Raw genomic sequence first — 25,405 nt, 5'->3', positions numbered from 1 at the left:
ATAAAGTAAGCGTGGCTTTTATTTTTCAAGGTAAGTCACAGCCTGCGCGAAGCGGCTATTTTTTGGAGCTGTTTTACACCCTGGTCGTGTTGACGCGATGGAGGACTCATAGAGTTTGGTGGCAGCTTGTTCGTTGTTGCCAATGGGCCGCATTCCGAGCGCAGACGGATTACCAGGTGCAAAATACCCTATGGAAATACTCATTAAGCTTTTCATATTAGCTGCCGATACCCTTGACACAGGGCAAGGGATCTATCTAAATGAGAAACAATCAACCGGTCACGCAGCGCGAGATTGCCTTGGGAGCGCAACAAAAACTTATTTCTACAACTGATGCACGAGGTGTCATTACGTATTGCAATGATGCTTTTGTCGAGATCAGCGGTTTCAATAAGTCAGATCTAATAGGCGCGCCCCAGAATATCGTCCGACATCCCGATGTCCCCTCTGCCATATTTGCTCATATGTGGGGCGCTCTCAAATAGGGCCAGCCTTGGATGGGTATCGTAAAGAACCGAACTAGCAGTGGCGACCATTACTGGGTGAATGCTTATGTCACTCCAATTTTCGAGGGCAGCCAGGTAATTGGTTATGAATCGGTCAGGGTTAAGCCTACGACCGATAAAATTCGACGCGCAGAGAACCTTTACAATCGCCTAAACCTAGGCAAGTCGGCTATCCCCAGCAGTGACAAATGGAAACCTATCCTCATGGACTGGCTACCACTTTTGGCTATGGGGCTAGTGGGCTCCTTAGGGGGAGTATTTTTCAGTACTTCTCTGGCATTAACCTTGGCGGTATTAATATCTGTTCTCTTCGGGGTGATTGTTTCGCGTCAGAAAAATCAAGGGGCGCTGCATCTGTTGAAAATGGCTGACCCCACAACCTCGGATCAGTTAATTGCACAGATGTATAGCGATGAGCGCGGCCCACAGGCGCGGCTTGAAACCGCATTTGTGAGCCAGACATCGAGGCTCAAAACTTGCCTTACTCGTTTGCAAGACACCGCAGAGCAACTCACTAGTTTGGCTGAAAGATCGGATAACCTTGCCTCAGATAGTTCGCGCGGACTTGAGCGTCAGCGAGTCGAGACTGGGCAAGTGTCAGCTGCAGTTAGTCAGATGGCGGCGACCACGCAGGAGGTTGCAACCCACGTTCAGAGAACCGCTAGCGCTACTCAAGAAGCCAATGAGCTAACAGGGCGGGGCCGTGATGTAGCTCGAGATACCCGTGAGGCAATCCAACGCCTCTCGATCGTTGTCGGAGAGACTGGCCAAGCGGTTGCACAGTTAGCTAAAGACAGCAATGAAATCGGAACGGTTGTTGATGTCATCAAAGGTATTGCCGATCAAACCAACTTGCTTGCTTTGAATGCCGCGATCGAAGCTGCACGTGCTGGAGATATGGGCCGAGGCTTTGCTGTGGTTGCAGACGAGGTGCGTCAGTTGGCACAACGCACCACTCAGTCAACTATTCAAATTCATAGCCTGATCTCCAAGCTGCAAACCTCGTCAAATAGTGCTGTTAAAACCATGGAGAATGGACATCGCCAAGCTGAAGAAGGAGTCGCCTGGGTACTAGAAGCTGACAAGGCATTGGTTGGAATTAGTGATGCGGTAGCTCACATTACTGATATGACCACCCAGATCGCCGCAGCGACTGAAGAGCAAACTGCCGTTGCAGAGGAGATTAGTCGCAACATTACGACCATCGCAAATCTTGCAGATCAAACATCAGAACAAGCAAGAAGCTCGGCAGAGCTCAGCAAAGAATTAACTCAAACAGCGATGACCCAATACTCATTGGTCGCACGATTCAACCGTTAACAAACGAATCTTCTCGACAAAAGCCCGCTCTGCGCGGGCTCTTAATTGCGTCCTTAGCCTGGCTCAGATCTCAAGGTTTTTCGAGAGCAAATCCAAGGGTTAGAGGGGCTTGTTGATAGCGGTGCCAATCAGCTAACCCTCTCCCGTGCTGAGCGCAAAGTGTCCCGGTTTCTGTCAGAAGCATTCGCCCAGTTACCGACCCGACTCGTGCTTACGCGTGGTAAATACCGAGAGCTGACTGGCAGGTTACTGCGCAAGGAAGCGTGCAAGGAACCGATAACTGTCTTTGGCCATCGACAGCTCTGGGTCGAGACTGACTGTCAGTTGGCAGCCGCTATACTGATTTGACTACTGAGAGGGCGGGTATTGATGAAGAGGACAATTCTGGGAATGACTGAGGCTGGCGAGCCGTTGATCTTAGAGGCCTTAGAAGCTCTGCGTCTTTATCGTGAGGCTAAAACTTTAGGCCGCCCACAAGAGGAAATTGATCAACTGAAAATATTGGCTGATTCGCTAGTCCAGACAGTAACCGATTATCAGCTTTTAGCGGCTGGTGCTGACTTCATAACGCTTCACTAGAAAGGATTATACTTGAGAAATGCATCTCCGCATCAGTTGCGATTTGTATTCGTAAGCGGCTGGAGAACAATGGTCTGAATGTAGTCAAGGAGATTACCTAGTTCGATGCACACGCTAGGGTTGTCGGATGCCTGAAACTCCTCGCTGAGTACCCGCGAAAGATTCCACTCGATCGAGTGGATATCAATGGCAGGCCGAGCATCAGTCCATGATGGTGCAAGCTTTTTGGCGTGATGGTAACTGTCATACCCAAGCTCCTTAGCGAGAAGATCCAGTGCTTGCGTATGCATGACCGGCCTTACGCCAGGCCACGTTTTGAAAAGGAAGCGAGCGGCACTCTTCATGCCTGTTTTGCGTCCAAGATCAGCGGGAAAAAATTGGAAGAATCATCGCAAACTCGGGTCGATAGCGGTGTCGGCTGCCCGCGAATGACGACTGTCGATTGCGTGAGAATAAGGAGGGTGTATCGCCTGTGACATAGTCTTTGCGTGCCGACCGCGCGATCCAGGTTATCGCTCAGCCGACATGCTCGTGAGGTTGGGCATCAAGGTCAACGCGGTGCGTGTGCTTTTCTGGCGCACTTTACGAATTTGATCTATCCAACGGCGCAGAGCCGGAGGGCCGCCGTCCATCAATGCGCAGACCTCGGGAATCGAACGGTTGTCGTCAAAGAACCCTGCTTGCAGCACGTTTTTTGAACTCACGCATATACCGCTGCACTGCCTTCCAGGCCCTCAGTCTCTACGAGCTTTTCACGGTCGACCGAACGCAAGCGCTCGATGAAACTGGACACCGACCGTTCAGGAGCGCGGATCAGATCTAGTGCTTTGCCCCTGTGAACAAACATCAAAACACGTGCCATATCGACGTAAAACTTATAGGTGGTGGCTACGTCTTCATGCCCCATTTGCTGCGTTAGTACTTGGGCTGCCGCCAAGTAAAGCACTTCCATATTCTCCGTCAGCAAGCGCTCGCCGAACATGTTGATGAGGTACTGCGTTGGCCACCAGTGCCGAGACTGGTAGAAGTTGATGTGAGACCTAAACGTAGGGTCAATTTTCACGGCCTTAACTTTTGCGTCGTTCGTTCGAGACGCAATCCTGTCCGAATCGACTGGAATCCCTCGATCCGTGAGGAAAAGCACGTCAGGCGTGCATTCTTGCTTGAACCTCTTTTTGTACAGCTGTTTACGGATGCTGTAGTAGGGGATGATGTAGTTCTCTTCCAAAGATCGGAGGTCGTCCATGTGTATCGTGATCTCGCGATCTTTGTGGCCTTTGCTGTTGTACACAGTGTACTGAGTTGTCACGCCGCGTTTGACCATCTCCGAGAAGGGCATAATGTGCTTGTTGTCCCCATTGCCCAAGTACGGGAATCTGACCAGATCCATGGGGCGCATGGCAGTCCCAAGACCCAGTTGAAAAAGCACCGCATATACAGGGTCGGCATACGACTGCAGAAGTACCTTGATCTCATCGTTGGTAATGAGAAAGTCGAATTTTTTTTGCCTGCTTTGTTTGTCCAGGACGCGAATGTTCTTAGAGCTGATCGTTGATTTCGCAATTCTATCGATATAGTTCAGCATGCGCCCACTTCGGAAATTGGCGCGCCAAGTCCTGACCTGAACGTCGACGTTGGTCACGTAACCATGATCATTGAGCCATTTGAAGAAAATCAGCAGCACCTTGGCATCTTCAAAAATTGTCTCTGAGGAAGGCTTCGGAGAGTTCTTTTCTAGTCGCTCAAGTTGACGATGTACCTGCCACCTGCAGATGTCCTTGTTGTCAGCCAGCGCATGGTAATAACCCAAGTCGATGCCCTTCATTTTCGGCTGGGTGGCTAGGAAGCGGTAGAACATTGAAATCAGCGTCGCATGGCGCGTAGATGACGCCATCGAAGATCGAGTGTGCTTATACAGGAACAGATTCGGATGGCTGAGTAGGAAGTTTTTGTTTTCCTGCTGGGCTATCAGGACGCAATGGGTCACATCGGTGCCCAGCTCCAGGCTGTTGTACGTGACCTCCTGGGTCTTAATGGTCAGCCCGCTGGATGTCTTGGGCGAAGGTTTGGGATCGCTCGTGGCCAGTCTTTCTGCTTTGATCGGTTGTGCCATGATCAATCTCCCTGCCGTGTTTTGCAGAAGACTATCTGATCAAGGCCCCAGCTCATGTTGGGGGTGTCAGCCCCGTCCGCTGCCTGTATTTCCTGAGGTGGCAACGAATTCTGTTGAAAAATAAACACTCGTTGCGCTTTTCGCTCCACATCCAGTTGCATATAGGGGACGTACAGCGATTTTTTAAAATTCGCCGGTATATGCTTGATGAAGTTGTTGATCTCGACCCGTGTGAAAAGCGGTAATCGGATGATCAGGCTGGTCTCATCGCTGGGCCCCAAATAGTTGGCCGCGAATTGACTGAACCTGGAGATGTACCTCTCAGCGAAAAGCACCACATGGACATGGGGCGTAGATGCGAAGCGCGCAAATTTCTCCCGAATGGCTCTTAGCTCAAGCTCCTTTGCGTCTTCAAAGGCGTCCAGACTTCGGGTGCGTTGATACTGGATGCACAGTTGCTCAATATCGACGTCATAAATGATCTTGGTATTCCTAGATGGACTTGACGTCGGCGCATCTCGGTGAGCCGACGTCGCAAGCTTGAGTTCCAGGATGGCGTTTGTCTTTTTGAGCTCGGCGCCATAGAGGGTTTGCTTCTCTAGGGTCTTGCGCAGCTGATTGCTCTCAAATATCGCGATGTCACCATTCATCAGCGTCGTGATGTGACTATGGATGGCCTTGGCAATCTCTTTGTCCTGCTCAATTTGAGATTGCTCCATTCGTGCTTTCCATTTGGAGTCGACGGAGTTGATCGTGGCTTGGGTTTCCGCTCGAGCCTTTGCCTCAGAGCCATGGACCAGATCAGTGAAGTCCTTCTTGCCCGCGATATAGGGTTTCAGATCGGAGTAGTAGCGATCCAGCGCCTGGCGGGTGATGCCGGCACGGTTGGCGACATCCACCAGCTTGAGCTTGCGAGTTGTCGCCGATAGGAAGTGGGAGACGATAATGTCTTTGATAATCTGGCGCCGGCCCGCGCCGCTGATGGCTTCCTCCAGCACGATGTCTGCCGGACTGCATTGACCTTGCACATGCCTGACGGTTGCTGAGGGCTTATCAGATGCCGGCTTCAGCTTAGACATGGCGCACCTTTATCTGCTGATTCACCGAATGGCCGGTGGTGATGAGGTTGTTCAGATGGGCTTCGCTTGACGAAATCCGGCGCATCAACTCAGTCTCTACCTTTGGTGCCAGCTTGCCGCGCGCCTTATCCAATACCGCTTCATAGAATCGAATATTGTCGCTCAACGCTTGCTTGGCGGAGCTCACCATGACGACCTTCTTGCACTCGAGCTTGCAATTGTGGGGATCGGGCATGATGAGATCGCTTTCCACTTCTCGTCCGGCCAGGCATGGTGGGAGATTCGAAGGAGTGAAGCGCTCCCCCGACAAGCAATAAGTGCCTACTGCGGTGCGGCGGATGAACAGAGGCTCTCCAGCCTTCAACAGATGGCTGATATAAGAGACGATGCTTACCTTGATCTGTGTACCTGCGAATTCATCCGGGCGCTTAAGGATCTGCCTGTAGATCCGTTCTGCAGATGCTCCTGAATAACCTAGCCGCAGACTGGCCACAATGTCGTGGAACTCTCGGCTATAGTTTTGCTCGATCGCGATCGCAACGCTGCGCACCATCAGGGGGTTTCGCGCGATGTATCTCAGGGTCATCGCATAGCTTTTATGCCCAAAAAGCGTCCGAATAATGTCGACGTTACGCTCATCGCGATTTATCAGAATCTCGGCAATAGTTTTTCGGAAGCGATGGCAATGCAACCGTTCGATGGGAAGGGCGAGTTTCAGGTGGTTAATTAGCGCAGTAATTTGAGAGACGTTGGCTCGTTTCACCTGTTTCGTGGAACGCAATGCTTGAAAGAGCAAGCCTTGTTTGACGAAGGGAGGAATAGAACGCAATTTTTCGAACTTACGTATCATTTCACCAACGAAGCGTGGCAAAGGGAGGCGATCTTCCTCTCCATGTTTCGGGCTTACAGCGGTTTTCCAACGAGTGATTTTCAACCAGTAGTCACCGTTTGGTTCTTGGACTAGATGGGAAAAATGCATAGCGGCAAGTTCCCCCTTGCGCGCGCCGGTCACAAGCGCCACTAGGATGAAAATCGAGTTCCGAATGTCTTCTAGAATTTTGCCGTAGCCTGTCGCCCAGGAATATGAGTAATGCAGCAGATCGTCCTTATAGTGCTCGCGTAGCTGGGGAGACATAACCGTTTTTCCGTCGACGGTGATGGTCGAGAGTGCCTCAAGCTCCGGAAGTCTCTCTCGGCGGGTCACCACCAGGTCACTCAGGTGTGCGAACTTGGTCTCTGCCAAATATTCCATGAGTGCCTCGGCCTTTGGCATAACCCCTTCGAGCCAGAATAGGGTGTAATCCATGAGAATCCCCAAATCCTCTTCCGAATATGCGATCCAGGTTTCTAGGCCGCCATTGAAACGGTTTTGCACCACGTCCTTGCGTCGCTCAGGGGCATCAATATGCTCAGACGCCACATCCAGTCGAAACTCTTCTGGAAGGAGCTTCTGTTCTGAGAGTCGCGCCCAAAAACGTAAGTGCTTGAAGAGCAGGAAATAGTGATTCTTCTGCGAGGAGGCTTTAGCCTTTTCAAATGCCTGATTGATCATAGGCACCGAGATCAACGCAATGTGTTCAGGTCGCGCGCTGATGCCGTTATCGATGAAGATGTATTGCTCCATGATCGCGTATTCATTGCCGTACGATTTGGTGGTCGAGTTCGAACGGATATAGCTGAAGGGGGAGAACTCGGGGATGGTGTGATAGGTTAGCGCGCGCTTCAAGTCATTGGAGCCTGAAAGCGCACGGTCGAAGCGAATGTTGTTCGGGTGCGCGTGCGGGGCATGGGGCAGCGACCACATGGCCGCGCCATAGAGTACGCCGTTACTGACCGGGAAGTTATTGCCCAACTGTGCGATCTTGTTCGCGAGTGTCATCGACGGTTGAGATGCTTTCGCTGTCAGTTCCTCCTGAAGCGCCTCTAGCTCCTCAAGCAGAGCTTCTGAGTAGTCTTCCTCAATGTCTTGAAGAAGCTCGTCGGTCTCATGATCTTGATCTTGATCTTGATCGGAGTGAGATTTTGCCTGTCTCGTGGCATTTTTGCGGCTATTGGCCTTTTGGGATTCAACTATTGCCGTGAAGTCCGCAGCTGCTGTTGTGGCAGTCTGTGGAGGGAGATCACCCTGGCTAATCTCTGCTACGTTTTCCAAGTCTGCAGACGCTGGTTGGTCGGCTATAGGGAGCGTGTCTTCAACCAAAACGCCGTCGTGGCGCAGTAAATACGAGGTGCGATTGATATTAGACATTGTATTCCTCGCTTTCAAAGATGATCTCCAACATATCGAGGTCGCGCGGTAGCAAGGGCCCGTTGTCTCGACGGTATCGGGCCGCTTCTTTCACTTCGTCGTAATCACCCCATTCGTCCAAGATGTACCGGAAAGCCTCCTGTTCCTTTACAAATCGGGAGGTGAACCCCCCCTCGCTGGACTCCAATAGTTCGTTCAGATGCGATTCACGCTCAATGACGTAGGGGAGGGAGTCCTTGAAAACCCTGAGCTGGGAGCAAAAAATGCATTCCTTGATCTTCCAGCACGTCTTGCCGGTGCTGGCGATGATTTCGGAGCCAACCCAGTTCGGCTTCTTCTGATCAGCGCACGCCCACATTGGTTTTTCCTGGCCAGGAATGTGGAAAACCTTCCACATTTGTGATGCCAGTGCCTGGGCGTGTTTGCTGAGTAGCCCTTTGAATTTCCGGGCGCGGAGTAGCTCAATTACAGCTTCAAGTTCAGAGCGCAAACGCTGCAAGCGCTCTACATGTGCGGCAGCGGAGTTATCATAGAAAATGTCGGTCGTATCACGGCTGACGTGGCCCATTGTCATCGAGAGCACGGCGACCGGATTGTCCTGCTTTTTATATAGCATCCAGGTTGGGCGCAGGCGCCGAGTGAGCTGGATTGCGCTAGTCAGTCTTTCCCCGTTATCGATAACCTCGTATTTCGCCAGAAACTGCTGCACGCAGATGCGAAACGTTTTGGGGTGACTGATGGAGGTAAGGCGTCCACCACGGCTCCAGTCTTCCCTGAGGCGTATGCAGAGAAACAGAGGATTCATGTGATCATCTGTCAAATATGCAGGTATTTGGTCAATCGGGTACTTGGACAATGGCTCAGCTAGGTACTTAGCTAGCCGGATCAGGTTATAGAACGAATAGGGGTCATCACTGCTCGTAGGGAGCTCGATGCGCTTTGCTGTGGTGTAAGGCTTGTCTTGGCCTTGTGAACGTATCTTCTCCGCAAAGACAACCTTGACGGCCTCCTCTATTGTGCCGGTCAGCAGATGCTCGAAGTTATCCTTATCCAGCGACAGCGCAGTCTCCTTATTCCATCCAGACTGGAACATCATAAATAGAAGAATTGCAGTCATGTCGATCACTGTGGGAAAGTACATTCCAAGCACGTGGTCAACTCTTGGAAGAAAAAGCGCGCGTTGTTTATTTCCAATAGTAAATCGGTAAATAATTAATTTGATTACGTCATGACGAAATTCTTTAAGTCGTTGCAATGATGGATTACGGTACTCCTTGTAAAGGGTATCCAAGGACATTTCTAGCGGATAGCCATGGTCTAAAAAAGTTCTAACAATCCTAGGAAAGTCAACTTCCCAATGCATTATTGGGTTGTCTTCAAGTGGATCATGACTCAGGTCAAAATCCGGAAGGTGATCAACCTCCTGCTCATAAATTTTCTGTATCTTTTTATTATACGTTTCGGGATTTTTCGCTAGAGCACTAAGTTCTGGATCCGTGCATACGGAGAGCCGGTCAATCCATGTTCGTCTTAGAGGCTTGATTTTGTTCGTGCGAAAATAGTGCCATGATTGAAGGATTTTCACTCGTGTACGCGTTGGACGCAGGTGTCCGTTAATTTCATTGGCTGTATACGGCTGTGCATTCTCAACAGCATCTCGAAAGTTCAGCTTTTCCCAAAGAAGTTTGATATGACTTGTTAGGGCGTATTCCAAAGTTTGTAACCCCTGTGGCGACAGGGGGGCGTTCTTGGCTGTTCTCGCTCCAAGGTGCACGATGGGCAGCGCTAAGGAAGGAAGCTTGCCTGTTTCATCTGCCACCAGTTTGATGGCTGTCTTCAAAATTTCTGGCTTAGCAAGCTGCTCACCCAAGTCGCGCACATATTGAATGTATCGATTGAAAATCTCCGAGTTAATATCGGTGTACTTTGAGATATGAAGCAGCTTTGGATTGTTCGAGTTGTGGGAGTGCCTGAAATCCAAGAATAAATCGATGGCGTCTCGCAAGACGTACGCTCGAACTTGGTTTCTGCTCGGGCTGTACAGCAGAAATACCCAGTGGAGGCACGCGCAGACATTGCTTTGAGGGTCGTAGTTAGGGTTGTTCAGATACCTAGCGGAAACCGTGCGACCGGTGTTCGTTAGGGTCTCTGTGACGCTGTGGTCGAAGGCTGACATTTATCAATTACTGCCTTCGTTATTGTTAGGGGTGCGCTGGGTGTGTGCGTTCCAGGCTTCGGCTACCAAGGCCTGCAGGTCTTCAAGCGTGCCATTGTTGATCAGGCTCAGGTCACCTATGGCTTGGGCAACACCCAGCTCGGAAGAGTGGGCGTTGACCTTCTGCAGATTCTGTCTGCTGATATGCCAGATCTCGCCATTGTGAGAACGCAGGAATGCGGCTTCATTCTCGAAACGAATGTCTTTGATAATGATCGTCTGAGCATCGGCAGGAACTTGGCCTCTACGGGCAAGCTGTCTGACCGGGCGTTGGCGGCGGATCTTGTCGAAGTCTGGGTATAGGTCGTAGGCGTATCGCTTAAGGAGGGCAACGGCGTCCGCAGGAGAGAGACCCCAGTAGGCGTCGCAAATTGCGGACGAGGCTGGATTCCAGATCTGGTCGTCACTGAAGTCGAAAAAGGCCTTTGCTGCTAGCTGGAACGGGGCGTCAGGGGAGGTGAGGTCGGCCAGGGCTGAAGAGGTTGATGGGTGTTCTGGAGGATTGATTTCCCTGTCGGCTCTCATCAACCAATGGTCTGCGTTATGATAGCGCATCCATTCAGTACCCACCGTTTGAAAGAACTCACGAGGCGACTTGGCCCAAAGCCCGATGCTTGTTTCCTTATGGTCGTCCTGCCAGGTCTCTTCATCTGTCAGGCCGAACAGCGCTTGGCAACCTGCTTTCAATGGATCAGCCAAAGCAAAGGCAGCCACCCCTGGCAGTTTAAGGAGCATCGAAGCTACGGTGTCTTTGCCACTTCTGGCCAGGGCGGCTAGGCCGATGATGGTTCTCACGGTGTACTCCTGTTTTCGGCTCAGGCCCTATGTTTAGCGGATTTGAGCACGTTTACGTTTTTGTTAAAAGGACTATAATAGGTAAATGTTTACGTTTCTCGAAAACCAAAAACAAGATGCCACTTATGCCTATCAGGGCGGCGGTCGAGGTTTGTCCCATGAGCGTATCGCGACCCTTGAAACCTTTGTTCAGGGGGCGTTGCGTCCTGACCTGACCCTGGTGTTCGATCTACCGATTGAAGTCGGCATGGCCCGGGCCAGTGCCCGTGGTCGTCTTGATCGCTTTGAGCAGGAAGGTCGCACGTTCTTTGATGCGGTGCGCAGCACCTATCTTGAGCGCGCCAAGGCAGAGCCTGCGCGTTATCGCCTGATCGATGCCGCGCAGACACTGGAGCAGGTGCAAGGGCAGCTGGACGCCCTGTTGCCAGAATTGCTGAGCTTGCACCGTGGCTGAGGCCTATCCGTGGCAAGACAGCCTGTGGCAGCAAATGGCAGGGCGCGCGCAGCATGCCCACGCCTATTTGCTGCACGGGCCAGCAGGCATCGGCAAACGGGCGCTGGCAGAGCGGCTGATGGCCAGCCTGTTGTGCAAGCAACCGGTCGGGCTTGATGCCTGTGGCGCATGTAAATCCTGCTCGTTGCTGGCTGCCGGGAGTCATCCCGACAACTACATTCTTGAGCCTGAAGAGGCTGACAAGGCGATCAAGGTAGACCAGGTGCGCGATCTGGTCAGCTTTGTGGTGCAGACCGCCCAACTGGGCGGGCGCAAGGTGGTACTGGTCGAGCCGGTAGAGTCGATGAATATCAACGCCGCCAACGCCTTGCTCAAAAGTCTTGAAGAGCCCTCCGGCAACACCATCCTGCTGCTGGTCAGCCATCAGTCCAGTCGATTGTTGCCGACCATTCGCAGTCGTTGCGTGCAGCAGGCTTGTCCGTTGCCGAGTCAGGCATCGAGCCTTGAATGGCTGGCCAAAGCCTTGCCTGATATCAGCGAAGCAGAGCGGGGCGAGTTATTGACCCTTGCCGCCGGTTCGCCCCTGGTGGCCGTCAAGTTGCAGGCACAGGGTGTTCGCGAGCAGCGTGCTGCCGTGGTGGACGGGGTTAAAAAGCTGCTCAAGCGCGAGCTTTCTGCCAGCCAATTGGTTGAAAGCTGGAAAACCATTCCGTTGCTGTTGTTGTTTGACTGGTTTTGCGACTGGTCGAGCCTGGTTTTGCGTTATCAACTGACTCAGGACGAAGACGGTCTGGGGCTTGAGGACATGCGCAAAGTATTGCAGTACCTGGCGCAGAAGACCCCGCAGGACAAAGTGCTGAACATTCAGGACTGGATTCTGGCCCAGCGTCAAAAAGTGCTGAGCAAGGCCAACCTCAATCGCGATTTGTTGCTGGAAGCGTTACTGGTGCAGTGGGCAAGCCTGCCCGGCCAGCGCTGATTTGATTGAATTGATAAGCAGGTAAATTTTGTATGTTGGTTGACTCTCATTGCCATCTCGATCGTCTTGATCTGAGCGCCCATGACGGCTCGCTGGACGCGGCTCTCGAGGCAGCACGTCAACGCGGTGTAGGGCATTTTCTGTGTATCGGCGTAAGTGCCGACAACGCGGCGGATGTCAAAGCCCTGACCGATCGCTATGCCGATGTGGATTGCTCGGTGGGCGTCCACCCCCTGGACGTACAGCCGGGAGCGGCACCCGCTCTGGACTGGCTGTTGAACGAGCTGAACCACCCTCGGGTGGTGGCTATCGGTGAAACCGGTCTGGACTACCACTACGAGCCTGAAGCTGCCGACTTGCAGCAACTGTCGTTTCGGGTGCATCTGGAAGCGGCTCAGCAGACGGGTAAGCCGGTGGTTATCCACACCCGTGGAGCCCGTGCCGATACCCTGAACTTACTGCGTGAGGCGGCACTGCCTCAGGCAGGCGTGCTGCACTGCTTCACTGAAGACTGGGACATGGCCAAGACGGCGCTGGACATGGGTTACTACATCTCGCTGTCGGGCATCGTCACCTTTCGCAATGCAGACGCGCTGCGGGATGTGGCTCGCCAGGTGCCTGCAGATCGTTTGCTGGTCGAGACCGACTCGCCATACCTTGCTCCGATTCCCTATCGGGGCAAACCGAATCTGCCGCAGTACGTACGTGAAGTTGCTGAGTTTCTGGCCATGTTGCGCGGCGAGTCCTACGAGCGCTTTGCAGAGCAGACCACCGAAAACTTCAAGCGTCTGTTCCCGCTGGCTCGGGTTGCGCAGTCAATCTGACGTGGGAGCGGGCTTGCTCGCGATAGCATCACCGCGCGCATCCATTCAGGCCGCAGCGCCTGCATCGCGAGCAAGCCCGCTCCCCCAGTTTTTAAAGTAAACAGGCAGGCAAAAAAAACCCGGGCTCTGGGGAATCCGGGTTAAGACCATTAGGAGTAAAACAAAGGCACACATTCCGTTGCTGCCTATATCGGCGAGACACTTTGGGGGGGATGTCACGCCGACAAGTTAAGTATTGGCCAGCTTTGTCGAACGTCCAGCCGGGATTGATCGTTTTTTAAACAGATTTGGAATACCCGAGCTTCGCTTGAGTGCTCATTGGGCCGCGGGTAAATCGTTTGAACACATCGATATGCAGGATGATCCGTGCAATTTTGCGTGACTAATGCATAATACTTCGCTTCGATTTTGACCCCAACAGACCTTTTCTTATGCACAAAGAACCCCGTAAGGTCCGTGAGTTTCGTCGCCGCGAGCAAGAAATTCTCGATACCGCGCTCAAGCTGTTCCTCGACCTGGGTGAAGACAGTGTCACCGTCGAGATGATTGCTGATGCCGTGGGTATCGGCAAAGGCACGATCTACAAGCACTTCAAGTCCAAGGCCGAGATCTACCTGCGCCTGATGCTCGACTACGAGCGCGATTTGAACGAGCTGCTGCATTCCGCCGACGTGGATAAAGACAAAGAGGCGCTGTCCCGTGCCTACTTTGAGTTTCGCATGCGTGATCCGCAGCGTTACCGGTTGTTCGATCGCCTTGAAGAAAAGGTCGTGAAGGGCAATCAGGTGCCTGAACTGGTCGAAGAACTGCACAAGATCCGTGCATCGAACTTTGAGCGCCTGACCCTGCTGATCAAGGGGCGTATCAGTGAAGGCAAGCTCGAAGACGTACCGCCATACTTCCATTACTGCGCAGCGTGGGCTCTGGTGCACGGCGCCGTGGCGCTGTATCACTCGCCGTTCTGGAGCAATGTGCTGGAAGACCAGGAAGGCTTTTTTCAGTTCCTGATGGACATTGGCGTACGCATGGGCAACAAGCGCAAGCGTGACACCGATACCCCGGCTGTAGAGTAACCCCGGCCAGTATTTGCCTTCATGGCTTATGGCCTTGAGGCTTATAATCAGGCTTGGGTCTTGCCAAAACCTGATTTATGAGTCAGGTTTTGCGGCGGCCCATTTCCCCCGCGCCGGAGTCATCCATGATCGTTGATCGCCAAGGCAGACGTTTTCGCAACTTGCGTATCAGTCTGACCTCCGCTTGCAACTATGCCTGCACCTACTGTGTGCCTAACGGCAAGCGGTTGGTTGCCGCGCAGGATGAGCTGTCGGCCGAAGCGATGGTGCGCGGGGTGGCCTACCTGATCGAGGCGGCGGGCATCGAGCGCTTGCGCATCACGGGCGGCGAGCCGCTGGTCAGCCCCAAGCTTGAGACGTTTATGCGTGAAGTGGGGCAATTGGGGTTGAGCGACATCAGCCTGACCACTAACGGCCAATTGCTTGCGCGCAAGTTGCCATTACTGCTGGACGCGGGCATTCGCCGTCTCAATGTCTCCCTCGACACCCTTGATCCAGCAGCCTTTCGCAGCATTGCCCGTGGCGGCGATCTGCCGACCGTGCTCGACGGCATGCAGCAGGCCCGGGAAGCGGGGATCAAGATCAAGGTCAATATGGTGCCCTTGCGCGGACAGAACCTGGATCAGGTCATGCCGTTGCTGGAGTACTGCCTTGAGCGCGGCTATGAACTGCGTTTTATCGAGCTGATGCGCATGGGGCATCTGGCCAGTGATGGCAATGCCTTCCTGCAGCAGTTCGTCAGCCTTCAACAGCTGTTATCGCTGATTGGCGAGCGCTACGAGTACTTGCAGGCCGATGCGCCAATCGATGCCACGGCTGTGCGCTACCAGATTCCGGATCACGGTTATTTCGGGGTGATTGCCAACGAAAGCGTGCCGTTTTGCCGAACGTGTTCGCGGCTGCGGTTGTCTTCCACGGGGTGGTTGCATGGTTGCCTGTCGTCGAGCAATCGCCACTATTTGGGTGATCTGCTCAACAAGCCTCGCCATCAGGCGCTGCCTGCGCTGCAAGGCCTGCTGATGAAAGCCTTGGGCGACAAGCAGGACGTTGCGTTCTCCGGTGGCGCCACCGTGATGAAGATCATCGGCGGCTGAACTGTAGACCCCGTCCTAGTGGGAGCCAGCCTGCTGGCGATGCAGGCGACACGGCCTGCCTGGCTCACCGAAGTGATGCTTTCGCCAGCAGGCTGGCTCCCACAGTAACCAAGTTTTTTCCCACAAAAACTGAACTCTGCGAACTGGCGCGCAATCTGCATCACGCGACTATTCGCCGGTTTTCTGTCACCGGCCATCGGGAGAGCAGGATGCGTGGTCTGATTGTTTGGCTGGCTTTATTGGCGCTGGGCGGCTGCATGAAGCTCAGCGATCTGGGCGAGGGCGCGCGTTATCAGTTGAGTGACGCGGGCATGCTTGATCACAGCAACACCCGTCGCAGCAACTCGCTGCGCATTCAGCCGGATTCCTTTATCTACATCGCCCAAGGGCCGTTTGCGCCGATCGGCGATCCGTACGTGCGCCCCAACGTGGTGGCCGAAGAAGCCTTTAACGGTTTCGTCGAATACTTTCCCATGGTGCGTCGCGCCAAAGAACCGGTCGGCCTCGATCAGGCGATGACCGAAGCCCGGGGCTTTGGCGCTCACTACTTGCTGTTCACCCGCTTTGCTCGGGCCGATGACCGCATCAGCAACAGCGACGAATGGCTCGACCAGGAAGAGATCAGCCGGTTGGGGATCGACAGCGGCGTGATCCAGGTGATGCTGATCGAGACCAGCACCCAGTATTTGATCGATACCGCCACCATCCGCAGTCGCGGCGGTTTGCTGACGTTCCATGACAACAAGCCCGCTGACCTGATAGGCCCGCCGCTCGCCAAGTACGCTCGCAGCTTGATAGGCTTGAGCGATCAATAAGTCGAGGAGAGCAACATGAGCGAGCCGGTAGACGTCAGTAACCTGTTGGCGCAAATCCCCAGGGCCGACAAGGGCCTGCCGCCCGTTCACTTGTGGGACACCGCGTTTTGCGGTGACATCGACATGCGCATTGCCCGGGACGGCACCTGGTACTACATGGGCACGCCAATTGGCCGCAAGCCCATGGTCAAGCTGTTCTCGACGATCATTCGCCGCGACGGCGATGACTACTTTCTGATCACTCCGGTAGAAAAAGTCGGCATCAAGGTGGATGACGCGCCTTTTGTCGCGATCGCTTTGCAAGTGGTAGGGACGGGCGAGCAGCAAGTCCTGCGTTTTACCACCCATGTCGACGAGTTGATCGATGCCGGCACCGAGCACCCACTGCGCTTCGTCATCGATCCTCAGACCCAGGAGCCCGCGCCCTACCTTCATGTCCGGCGCAATCTCGAAGCCCTGATCCACCGCAATGTGTTCTACCAACTGGTCGAACTGGCGGTGGTTCGTCAGGTCGACGGGCAGAACTGGCTGGGTGTCTGGAGCGGGGGGACGTTTTTCCCCATGGGTCTTGAGCCTTAAATTGCGTGCCTGACCCCTAACAATAAAAATCAGGAGCACCTATGCCGTGGACAGCCGTTACTGCGCATCGCGCAACGCTTGGGGAGGCGCCGTTCTGGGATGCTCCCGGGCAAACCTTGTACTGGGTCGATATTGCCGCCAGGCAGGCTTTGCGCTTGCAGGGTGACAACGTACAGATCTGGCAAATGCCCGAGCACGTTTCAGCCTTTATCCCCTGTGCCAGCGGTGATGCGCTGGTGACCTTGAGCAGCGGTGTCTATCGCCTTGATCTGGATTCGCCGGGCCTTGATCCGCGGCTCACACTGCTCTGTGTTGTCGATCCGCAGCCAGGCAATCGCCCCAATGAGGCCCGGTGCGACGCCTTGGGTCAGCTGTGGCTGGGGACCATGCAGAACAACATTGGCGAGCAGGGCCAAGACTTGCCTGTCGAGCGCCGCAGTGGCGGGCTGTTTCGGGTTCAGGCCGATGGCCGTGTCACGCCGTTGCTCAACGGCCTGGGCATTCCCAACACCCTGCTGTGGAGCGCTGATGCCACCACCCTGTATTTCGGCGACAGCCTGGATGCCACGATTTATCAGTACTCGGTGGCGGCAGATGGCTTCTTGAGCCCGCCTGAAGTCTGGCGTGGCCCTCACCCTCGGGGCGGTCCGGATGGTTCGGCGATGGACGCCGACGGGTTCGTCTGGAATGCACGCTGGGACGGCAGTTGCTTGCTGCGCCTGGCTCCCGACGGGCAAGTCGACCGGGTGATCGAGTTGCCGGTCAGCCGTCCTACCAGTTGCGTATTTGGCGGTGCAGACCTGCGCATGCTGTTTATCACCAGTGCAGCCAGCCCGGCCAACCACCCTTTGGATGGAGCGTTGCTGTCGATCAGGGTCGATGTTCCTGGCGTTGTTTGTACACGATTTGCGGGTTAAATCCCTTAATGTGGGACGATAAATTATATATTGAGATTCTGTTGCCCCTGGGTTTATAGTCGGCCTCAGCTCCACGCACTCACACTTAAAAAAACAAAACAGGTGAAGTGATGCCGAACTACTCCAGGGTGCTCCTGCGCACTAGCGCGTCTGCACGTCACCCCCAATCCCCCCTGCTTTTTAACCGGTCATCGACAGATGCCCGGTTTTTGTCGTGTTTAGGAGTCCTGATCAATGGCTGAACCACTTGCACTGCCCCCCGTGGCTGATCCCCCCCGCGGCGAGCGCCTGAAGAACAAGGTCGTGCTGTTGACCGGTGCCGCTCAAGGTATTGGTGAAGCCATCGTCGCCAGCTTTGTGGCGCAACAGGCGAAAATGGTCATCAGCGATATCCAGGCCGAGAAGGTGGAGAAGGTCGCCGCCCATTGGCGTGAGCAAGGCGCGGATGTGCAGGCGATCAAGGCCGACGTGTCCAGCCAGCCAGACCTGTATGCTCAGGTTGCACTGGCGCTGAAACTCCACGGTCGGGTTGATGTGCTGGTCAATTGCGCCGGGGTCAACGTGTTCCGTGACCCTCTGGAAATGACCGAAGAAGACTGGCGCCGCTGTTTCGCCATCGATCTGGATGGCGCCTGGTACGGTTGCAAGGCGGTTTTGCCGCACATGATCGAGCAGGGCATCGGCAGCATCATCAACATTGCCTCGACCCATTCGAGCCACATCATTCCCGGTTGCTTCCCGTACCCGGTGGCCAAGCACGGCCTGCTGGGCCTGACCCGTGCACTGGGCATCGAGTACGCACCCAAGGGCATCCGGGTCAACGCCATTGCCCCAGGCTATATCGAGACGCAACTCAACATCGACTACTGGAACGGTTTCGCCGACCCCTATGCCGAGCGTCAGCGTGCACTCGATCTGCATCCGCCGCGGCGCATCGGCCAGCCGCTGGAAGTCGCCATGACGGCCGTGTTCCTGGCCAGCGATGAAGCACCTTTTATCAACGCCTCGTGCATCACCATCGATGGCGGGCGATCGGTGATGTACCACGATTGATTGCGTGTCTGGACGCAACAGGTTCTGCAGACCGTTAACAATAAAAACAAGGAGTCATCCATGAAACGTCGTCTCGGTATCCGTTCCCTGTGTTGTGCGGCCCTGGCCGCGACCGCCTTGAGTCTCAGCAGTGGGCTGCAGGCGGGCGACCCGGTGAAGATCGGCTTTTTGGTCAAGCAGGCGGAGGAGCCCTGGTTCCAGACCGAATGGGCCTTCGCTGAAAAAGCCGCCAAAGACAAAGGCTTTACCTTGATCAAAATCGCCGCGCCCGATGGCGAGAAGACTTTGTCTGCCATCGACAGCCTGGCTGCCAACGGCGCTCAGGGGTTTGTGATCTGCCCGCCGGATGTGGGCCTTGGCCCTGCGATCATGGCGAAGGCCAAGCTTAACGGCTTGAAAGTGATCGCCGTGGATGACCGCTTTGTCGATGCCAGCGGCACGTTTATGGAAGAGGTGCCGTACCTGGGCATGGCAGCGTTCGAAGTTGGCCAGAAGCAGGGCAGTGCGATGGTCACTGAAGCCAAAAACCGCAACTGGGACTGGAAAGACACCTATGCGGTTATCAACACGTTCAATGAGCTGGACACGGCTAAAAAGCGGACTGATGGCTCGGTCAAATCCTTGAAAGACGCGGGCTTGCCAGATGATCACATCCTGTACTCCGCGCTAAAAACCCTCGACGTACCCGGCAGCATGGACGCCACCAACTCGGCGCTGGTCAAACTGCCCGGTGGTGCGAAAAACCTGATCATCGGCGGGATGAACGACAGCACAGTGCTCGGCGGAGTGCGTGCCACGGAAAGTGCCGGGTTTGCGCCCGCCAATGTCATCGGCATCGGCATCAATGGCACCGACGCCATTGGCGAGTTGAAAAAGGCTAACAGCGGCTTTTTCGGTTCGATGCTCCCCAGCCCGCATATCGAAGGCTACAAGACGGCGACCATGATGTTTGAGTGGATCACCGAGGGCAAAGAACCGCCCCTCTACACCGCGATGGATGAGGTGACGTTGATTACCCGTGACAACTTCCAGGAAGAGCTGACCAAGATCGGTCTATGGAATTGAACGCGCTCACGGATGCTGGCGCCTGCCTGCGGTTCAGCGCAATCGGCAAGCAGTTTCCTGGCGTGCAGGCGCTTGCCAATATCAGCTTTGTCGCTCATCCGGGGCAGGTTCATGCGCTGATGGGCGAGAACGGTGCCGGTAAATCAACCCTGTTAAAGATTCTCGGTGGCGCCTTTCAGCCCAGCAGCGGTCATTTGCAGATCGGCGAGCAGGAACTGACCTTTAAATCCACGGCTGAAAGTATCGCCAGCGGGGTCGCGGTGATCCATCAGGAGCTGCATTTGGTGCCTGAAATGACCGTGGCCGAGAATCTGTTTCTGGGGCATTTGCCTGCGCGTTTTGGCCTGATCAATCGCCGCTTGTTGCGCCAGCAGGCGCTGGAGTTGCTCAAGGGCCTGGCGGATGAAATTGATCCGCAGGAGAAAGTCGCACGCCTGTCACTGGGGCAGCGTCAATTGGTGGAAATCGCCAAGGCACTGTCCCGTGGCGCCCATGTGATTGCCTTCGACGAGCCCACCAGCAGCCTTTCGGCCCGCGAGATCGATCGGTTGATGACAATCATTACCCGCCTGCGGGACGAAGGAAAAGTGGTGCTCTACGTCTCCCATCGCATGGAGGAAGTGTTCCGGATCTGTGATGCGGTCACGGTGTTCAAGGACGGACGCTACGTGCGCACCTTCGAGCAGATGAGCGACTTGAGCCACGACCAGTTAGTGACGTGCATGGTCGGTCGCGATATTCAGGATATCTATGACTATCGACCTCGGGAGCATGGCGAGGTGGCACTTAAAGTCGAGGGTTTACTCGGTCCGGGCCTGCGTGAGCCGGTGAGTTTCGAGGTGCGCAAAGGCGAGATACTCGGCCTGTTCGGGCTGGTGGGGGCGGGGCGTACCGAGTTGTTGCGCCTGCTTGGCGGGTTGACCCGCTGCAGCGCCGGTCGCCTTGAGTTGCAGGGCACTGAGCTTAAGTTGCAGTCGCCCCGTGATGCGATTGGCGCCGGGGTGTTGCTGTGCCCGGAAGACCGCAAGAAAGAGGGCATCATCCCGCTCGCCAGCGTCGCCGAGAACATCAACATCAGTGCCCGTGGTACCCATTCGACCCTGGGTTTTCTGTTGCGTGGCAAGTGGGAGCGCGCCAATGCCGACAAGCAGATCAAGGCGCTGAAAGTGAAGACCCCCGGTGCGTCGCAAAAAATCATGTACCTGTCCGGCGGCAATCAGCAAAAGGCCATTCTTGGGCGTTGGTTGTCGATGCCCATGAAGGTGCTGCTGCTCGACGAGCCGACGCGAGGCATCGATATCGGCGCCAAGGCCGAGATCTACCAGATCATCCATACCCTGGCGGCCAGTGGCATTGCGGTCATCGTGGTGTCCAGCGACCTGATGGAAGTGCTGGGTATCAGCGATCGCATTCTGGTGCTGTGTGAAGGTGCGGTATGTGGCGAGCTGCCCCGTGACCGGGCCAATGAATCCAATCTGTTGCAGATGGCCTTACCCCGCCAGCGCGGCTGAAGGCGTGATCTATTGAGAGGTATCCATGACAATTCAAAACACGTCACTGCCACCTGGGCGTAAACCTCTGGACATGCGCCGCTTTCTCGACGACTGGGTCATGTTGCTGGCGGCGCTGGCGATCTTCCTGCTCTGTACTTTGCTGATCGACAACTTCTTGTCGCCACTGAACATGCGGGGGCTGGGGCTGGCGATTTCCACGACGGGGATTGCCGCCTGCACCATGCTTTATTGCCTGGCATCGGGTCATTTCGACTTGTCCGTGGGATCGGTCATCGCCTGTTCCGGAGTCGTGGCTGCGGTGGTCATGCGTGACACCGACAGCGTTTTTCTGGGTGTGAGTGCTGCGTTGGGGATGGGGCTGTTAGTTGGCCTGATCAACGGGATAGTCATCGCCAAGCTGCGGGTCAATGCGTTGATTACCACGCTGGCGACCATGCAAATTGTGCGTGGCCTGGCCTATATCTTTGCCAACGGCAAGGCGGTGGGGGTGTCTCAGGAGTCCTTCTTCGTGTTTGGCAACGGCCAATTGTTCGGTGTACCTGTGCCGATCCTCATCACCATTGTGTGCTTCCTGTTTTTCGGCTGGTTGCTCAACTACACAACCTATGGGCGCAACACCATGGCCATTGGTGGCAACCCGGAAGCGGCACTGCTGGCGGGGGTCAATGTTGATCGCACCAAAATCATCATCTTCGCTGTCCACGGGCTGATCGGTGCATTGGCCGGGGTGATCCTCGCGTCACGGATGACTTCAGGCCAGCCGATGATTGGCCAGGGGTTTGAGCTGACCGTGATCTCGGCCTGCGTATTGGGCGGTGTGTCGCTGAGCGGCGGGGTGGGAATGATCCGCCACGTGATCGCCGGGGTGTTGATTCTGGCCATTATCGAGAATGCGATGAACTTGAAGAACATCGACACGTTTTACCAGTACGTCATTCGCGGCTCGATCCTGTTGCTGGCGGTGGTGATCGATCGCTTGAAGCAACGCTGAATCCGTAGCAGCTGCCGAAGGAACGAGGCTGCGTCCGGCGGCGCAGCCGTCGTAAAACCTGGGTGCGCGAATTAACTGAAACACCGCGTTGCCTGACTCTACAGCAGCTTCGTCGGGGTGCCGCATCACGCCGGACGCTGCCTCGTTCCTTCGGTAGCTGCTACCTATAGCTACTCATTTAATCCCTATATATGAGATGCATATTTATATATTGAGATTTGTGGCGCTTGCGGTTTATAGTCGCCTGCACTGATTCACAGCATTCACTGCTAAAAACAAAACAGGTGAAGCGATGCAGGCGCAATTGATCGCGCTCGATTGGGGTACAACCTCCCTTCGTGCTTATTTACTCGGTCCCGCCGGGCAGGTGCTGAAAATGCGCTCGCTGGCCTGCGGGATCATGCAGCTACCCAACACGCCCCGGTTGATTGCAGATCACTGGTGCGCTGACGGTTTTGAGCTGGCGTTCGACGAGGCTTGCGCTGACTGGCTGCAAGACAATCCCGGTATTGCGGTCATTGCCTGCGGCATGGTCGGCAGCGCCCAAGGGTGGCACGAAGCGGCTTACCGCGAGACACCGGCCAGCCTCGGCGCCTTGAGCACAGCCTTGCAGACGGTGCGCAGCGTGCGCGGTGTTGAGGTCCATATCGTGCCGGGCGTGATCCAGCACTCAACGCTGCCCAACGTGATGCGCGGCGAAGAAACCCAGGTACTGGGCGTCCTGCAAACCCATCCCCATCTCAATGATTGTTTGATCGGCCTGCCAGGCAGCCATTCCAAATGGGTGCAAGTGCAGGACGGCTGTCTGGTGCATTTCGATACGTTCATGACCGGCGAGTTGTACGCCGCCGTCTGCGAACACACGATTCTGGGTCGTACCCAGCAGCAGGCCGAACAGTTCGACGCGGCCGCATTCGACCGTGGCGTACAGGTGGCACTGTCGCCGGACGGCGAACGTGGCCCGCTGTCGACGCTGTTCAGCGCACGCACCCTGAGCCTTACCGGACAACTGAGCCCAGTGCAGCAACCCGACTACGTGTCCGGTCTGCTGATCGGCCATGAGCTGGTCGCGCTGGGCAATGTGCTGCGTCGACGCCGCGGCGGGCAACCGCTGCCAGCGATCATTCTGATTGGCAACTCGCAACTCTGTGAACGCTACCGACGTGCACTGGGTGCTTGCGGGTTCGCCGATGTGAGCCTGGCAGAGCAGGCGACCGAGCAAGGTTTATGGCACTTGGCCCAGGCGGCCGGGTTGCTCCAACACACTCATCTGGAGGCCTGAGATGCTCAAGCAAGCACTGGCAAAAAACGGGTTGATCGCCATCCTGCGGGGGCTGCGGCCACAAGAGGCGCAGGCCATTGGCAAGGTGCTGTATGACGAAGGCTTTCGCACCCTGGAAGTCCCGTTGAACTCCCCTGAGCCCTATCAAAGCATCCGCATTTTGCGCGACAGCCTGCCTGCCGATTGTCTGGTGGGCGCAGGCACGGTGCTGACGCCCGAACAGGTCGAACAGGTCAAGGCTGCGGGCGGGCAGGTGATTGTCATGCCCCACAGTGACCCTGACGTGCTGCGTGCGGCCAAGGCGGCCGGCTTGTACCTGTCGCCGGGTGTCGCCACGCCCACCGAAGCTTTTGCTGCGCTGGCCGAAGGTGCCGATGTGCTGAAAATGTTTCCTGCCGAGCAAATGGGGCCGGCGGTGGTCAAGGCCTGGCTGGCCGTGTTGCCAGCAGGTACGTTGCTGATCCCGGTTGGCGGGATAACCCCGGACAACATGCAAGTGTTTGTCGATGCCGGGGTGTCCGGTTTTGGGTTGGGCTCCGGCCTGTTCAAGCCCGGGATGAGCCCTGCTCAAGTGGCGGTTAACGCCAAGGCCTACGTGCACGCCTGGAATGCCCGGCGTCAGGCTAACTGACTGGCGCCGTAGCGCCCCATCGAACAAGAGAGAGAACACGATGAAAATTACCAAACTCACCACTTACCTGGTTCCGCCGCGCTGGTTGTTCCTGAAGATCGAAACCGATGAAGGCGTGACCGGCTGGGGTGAGCCCGTGGTCGAAGGTCGCGCCCACACCGTGGCCACTGCGGTGGATGAATTGTCGGACTACTTGATCGGCAAAGACCCGCGCAACATCGAAGACATCTGGACCGTGCTCTACCGCGGCGGTTTTTACCGTGGCGGGGCGGTACACATGAGCGCCCTGGCCGGTATCGACCAGGCCCTGTGGGACATCAAGGGCAAGGCGCTGGGGGTGTCGGTCAGCGACCTGCTGGGTGGCCAGGTGCGGGACAAGATCCGGGTCTATTCGTGGATCGGTGGCGATCGCCCGGCCGACACCGCCCGTGCAGCCAAAGAAGCCGTCAGCCGGGGTTTTACCGCGATAAAAATGAACGGCACCGAAGAGCTGCAATTTGTAGACAGCTTTGAAAAGGTCGATCTGGCACTGGCCAACGTGGCAGCGGTGCGTGATGCGGTGGGCCCCAATGTCGGTATCGGTGTGGATTTCCATGGCCGTGTCCATAAGCCAATGGCCAAGATCCTGATGAAGGAGCTGGACGCGTACAAGCTGATGTTTATCGAAGAGCCGGTACTGAGCGAAAACTACGAAGCGCTCAAGGAGCTGGCGCCGCTGACCAGTACACCGATTGCCCTGGGCGAGCGGCTGTTTTCACGTTGGGATTTCAAGCGGGTGCTGAGCGAAGGTTATGTCGACATCATCCAGCCGGATGCGTCACATGCGGGCGGGATCACTGAAACCCGCAAAATTGCCAACATGGCCGAGGCGTATGACGTGGCCCTGGCCTTGCACTGCCCGCTGGGGCCGATTGCACTGGCGGCGTGCCTGCAGCTGGATGCGGTCTGCTACAACGCCTTTATCCAGGAACAAAGCCTGGGCATCCATTACAACGAAAGCAACGACCTGCTGGACTACGTCAAAGACCCGGCGGTATTCGATTACGACAAAGGCTTTGTAAAAATCCCCAACGGTCCGGGCCTGGGCATCGAGATCAATGAAGAGTACGTGCAGGAGCGTGCATTGATCGGCCACCGCTGGCGCAACCCGATCTGGCGTCATGCCGACGGCAGTTTTGCCGAGTGGTGAGTGGTGGGAGCGAGCCTGCTCGCGAATTTGCCAACCCGGTATGACTGCAGTACCGGGATGAGGCAATCGCGAGCAGGCTCGCTCCCACGT

At 55.6% G+C, this 25,405-nt stretch carries 21 protein-coding genes and 3 pseudogenes; 18 read left to right on the top strand and 6 right to left on the bottom strand.

Features of this window, described 5'->3' with window-relative positions; all coding sequences use genetic code 11:
• Positions 1-260 precede the first annotated feature (260 nt).
• The 3 genes and pseudogenes from TU76_RS25950 to TU76_RS01500 all read left to right on the top strand — a co-directional run.
• Positions 261-678: pseudogene (locus TU76_RS25950) on the top strand (PAS domain-containing protein); the annotation flags it as partial.
• A gap of 200 nt (positions 679-878) precedes the next feature.
• A pseudogene (locus tag TU76_RS25945) lies at positions 879-1,826 on the top strand (methyl-accepting chemotaxis protein); the annotation flags it as partial.
• A gap of 369 nt (positions 1,827-2,195) precedes the next feature.
• Positions 2,196-2,405: a hypothetical protein gene (locus TU76_RS01500; RefSeq protein WP_048350899.1), complete on the top strand. Its 210-nt coding sequence runs from the start codon at positions 2,196-2,198 to the stop codon at positions 2,403-2,405.
• A gap of 509 nt (positions 2,406-2,914) precedes the next feature.
• Here the strand turns inward: TU76_RS01500 and TU76_RS01490 are convergent.
• The 6 genes from TU76_RS01490 to TU76_RS01465 form a co-directional block, all read right to left on the bottom strand.
• Positions 2,915-3,109: a hypothetical protein gene (locus tag TU76_RS01490; protein WP_048350897.1), complete on the bottom strand. Its 195-nt coding sequence runs from the start codon at positions 3,107-3,109 to the stop codon at positions 2,915-2,917.
• Positions 3,106-4,518, bottom strand: coding sequence for a site-specific integrase (locus tag TU76_RS01485; RefSeq protein WP_197678351.1), 1,413 nt, complete (start codon positions 4,516-4,518; stop codon positions 3,106-3,108). The genes TU76_RS01490 and TU76_RS01485 overlap by 4 nt, the downstream gene beginning before the upstream one ends.
• 2 nt (positions 4,519-4,520) lie before the next feature.
• Positions 4,521-5,597 (bottom strand): hypothetical protein, encoded by a 1,077-nt coding sequence (locus tag TU76_RS01480; RefSeq protein ID WP_048350896.1) that lies wholly within the window; start codon positions 5,595-5,597, stop codon positions 4,521-4,523.
• A complete protein-coding gene (locus TU76_RS01475; RefSeq protein ID WP_048654658.1) occupies positions 5,590-7,845 on the bottom strand; it encodes a tyrosine-type recombinase/integrase in 2,256 nt (751 codons plus the stop codon). Before TU76_RS01475 ends, TU76_RS01480 begins: the two co-directional genes overlap by 8 nt.
• Entirely contained in the window at positions 7,838-9,850 is a 2,013-nt protein-coding gene (locus TU76_RS01470) for a hypothetical protein (protein WP_151121084.1), read from the bottom strand. The genes TU76_RS01475 and TU76_RS01470 overlap by 8 nt, the downstream gene beginning before the upstream one ends.
• Positions 9,851-10,024: 174 nt before the next feature.
• Positions 10,025-10,855, bottom strand: a complete 831-nt coding sequence (locus TU76_RS01465; protein WP_231984171.1) for a deoxynucleotide monophosphate kinase family protein — start codon at positions 10,853-10,855, stop codon at positions 10,025-10,027.
• A gap of 115 nt (positions 10,856-10,970) precedes the next feature.
• Here TU76_RS01465 and TU76_RS01460 point away from each other — a divergent pair.
• The 15 genes and pseudogenes from TU76_RS01460 to dgoD form a co-directional block, all read left to right on the top strand.
• Positions 10,971-11,309: pseudogene (locus TU76_RS01460) on the top strand (dTMP kinase); the annotation flags it as partial.
• Positions 11,302-12,288 (top strand): DNA polymerase III subunit delta', encoded by a 987-nt coding sequence (locus TU76_RS01455; protein WP_019827945.1) that lies wholly within the window; start codon positions 11,302-11,304, stop codon positions 12,286-12,288. The pseudogene TU76_RS01460 and the gene TU76_RS01455, both read left to right, overlap by 8 nt.
• A gap of 32 nt (positions 12,289-12,320) precedes the next feature.
• On the top strand, positions 12,321-13,112 hold the full coding sequence (locus tag TU76_RS01450) for a TatD family hydrolase (protein ID WP_019827946.1): 792 nt from the start codon (positions 12,321-12,323) through the stop codon (positions 13,110-13,112).
• Between the two features lie 431 nt (positions 13,113-13,543).
• Complete coding sequence (locus tag TU76_RS01445; protein ID WP_019827947.1) at positions 13,544-14,185, top strand: TetR/AcrR family transcriptional regulator; 642 nt, start codon at positions 13,544-13,546, stop codon at positions 14,183-14,185.
• A 125-nt stretch (positions 14,186-14,310) separates the two neighbouring features.
• Positions 14,311-15,279, top strand: a complete 969-nt coding sequence (locus TU76_RS01440) for a GTP 3',8-cyclase MoaA (RefSeq protein ID WP_048350895.1) — start codon at positions 14,311-14,313, stop codon at positions 15,277-15,279.
• 209 nt (positions 15,280-15,488) lie between these two features.
• Positions 15,489-16,094, top strand: coding sequence for a DUF4823 domain-containing protein (locus tag TU76_RS01435; RefSeq protein ID WP_019827949.1), 606 nt, complete (start codon positions 15,489-15,491; stop codon positions 16,092-16,094).
• 15 nt (positions 16,095-16,109) lie between these two features.
• A complete protein-coding gene (locus TU76_RS01430) occupies positions 16,110-16,673 on the top strand; it encodes a DUF1285 domain-containing protein (RefSeq protein ID WP_019827950.1) in 564 nt (187 codons plus the stop codon).
• 41 nt (positions 16,674-16,714) lie between these two features.
• Positions 16,715-17,590 carry an SMP-30/gluconolactonase/LRE family protein gene (locus TU76_RS01425; protein ID WP_048350894.1) on the top strand — a complete coding sequence of 292 codons (876 nt, stop codon included), beginning with the start codon at positions 16,715-16,717 and terminating at the stop codon, positions 17,588-17,590.
• Between the two features lie 234 nt (positions 17,591-17,824).
• Positions 17,825-18,643, top strand: coding sequence for an SDR family oxidoreductase (locus TU76_RS01420; protein ID WP_048350893.1), 819 nt, complete (start codon positions 17,825-17,827; stop codon positions 18,641-18,643).
• A gap of 60 nt (positions 18,644-18,703) precedes the next feature.
• Positions 18,704-19,708 carry a substrate-binding domain-containing protein gene (locus tag TU76_RS01415; protein ID WP_048350892.1) on the top strand — a complete coding sequence of 335 codons (1,005 nt, stop codon included), beginning with the start codon at positions 18,704-18,706 and terminating at the stop codon, positions 19,706-19,708.
• Positions 19,699-21,219: an L-arabinose ABC transporter ATP-binding protein AraG gene (gene araG, locus TU76_RS01410; RefSeq protein ID WP_019827954.1), complete on the top strand. Its 1,521-nt coding sequence runs from the start codon at positions 19,699-19,701 to the stop codon at positions 21,217-21,219. Before TU76_RS01415 ends, araG begins: the two co-directional genes overlap by 10 nt.
• Before the next feature lie 25 nt (positions 21,220-21,244).
• A complete protein-coding gene (gene araH / locus TU76_RS01405) occupies positions 21,245-22,213 on the top strand; it encodes an L-arabinose ABC transporter permease AraH (RefSeq protein WP_019827955.1) in 969 nt (322 codons plus the stop codon).
• A 292-nt stretch (positions 22,214-22,505) separates the two neighbouring features.
• On the top strand, positions 22,506-23,495 hold the full coding sequence (locus tag TU76_RS01400) for a 2-dehydro-3-deoxygalactonokinase (RefSeq protein WP_019827956.1): 990 nt from the start codon (positions 22,506-22,508) through the stop codon (positions 23,493-23,495).
• 1 nt (position 23,496) lies between these two features.
• Positions 23,497-24,126, top strand: coding sequence for a 2-dehydro-3-deoxy-6-phosphogalactonate aldolase (locus TU76_RS01395; protein ID WP_046809633.1), 630 nt, complete (start codon positions 23,497-23,499; stop codon positions 24,124-24,126).
• A gap of 40 nt (positions 24,127-24,166) precedes the next feature.
• Entirely contained in the window at positions 24,167-25,315 is a 1,149-nt protein-coding gene (gene dgoD / locus TU76_RS01390) for a galactonate dehydratase (RefSeq protein ID WP_019827958.1), read from the top strand.
• Positions 25,316-25,405 lie beyond the last annotated feature (90 nt).

Origin of the sequence: Pseudomonas psychrophila, from assembly GCF_001043005.1 — a bacterium.
GTDB classification, from domain to species: domain Bacteria; phylum Pseudomonadota; class Gammaproteobacteria; order Pseudomonadales; family Pseudomonadaceae; genus Aquipseudomonas; species Aquipseudomonas psychrophila.
Note: the sequence above shows the minus strand (reverse complement) of the source record. Positions and strands in the feature narration are given on the sequence as shown.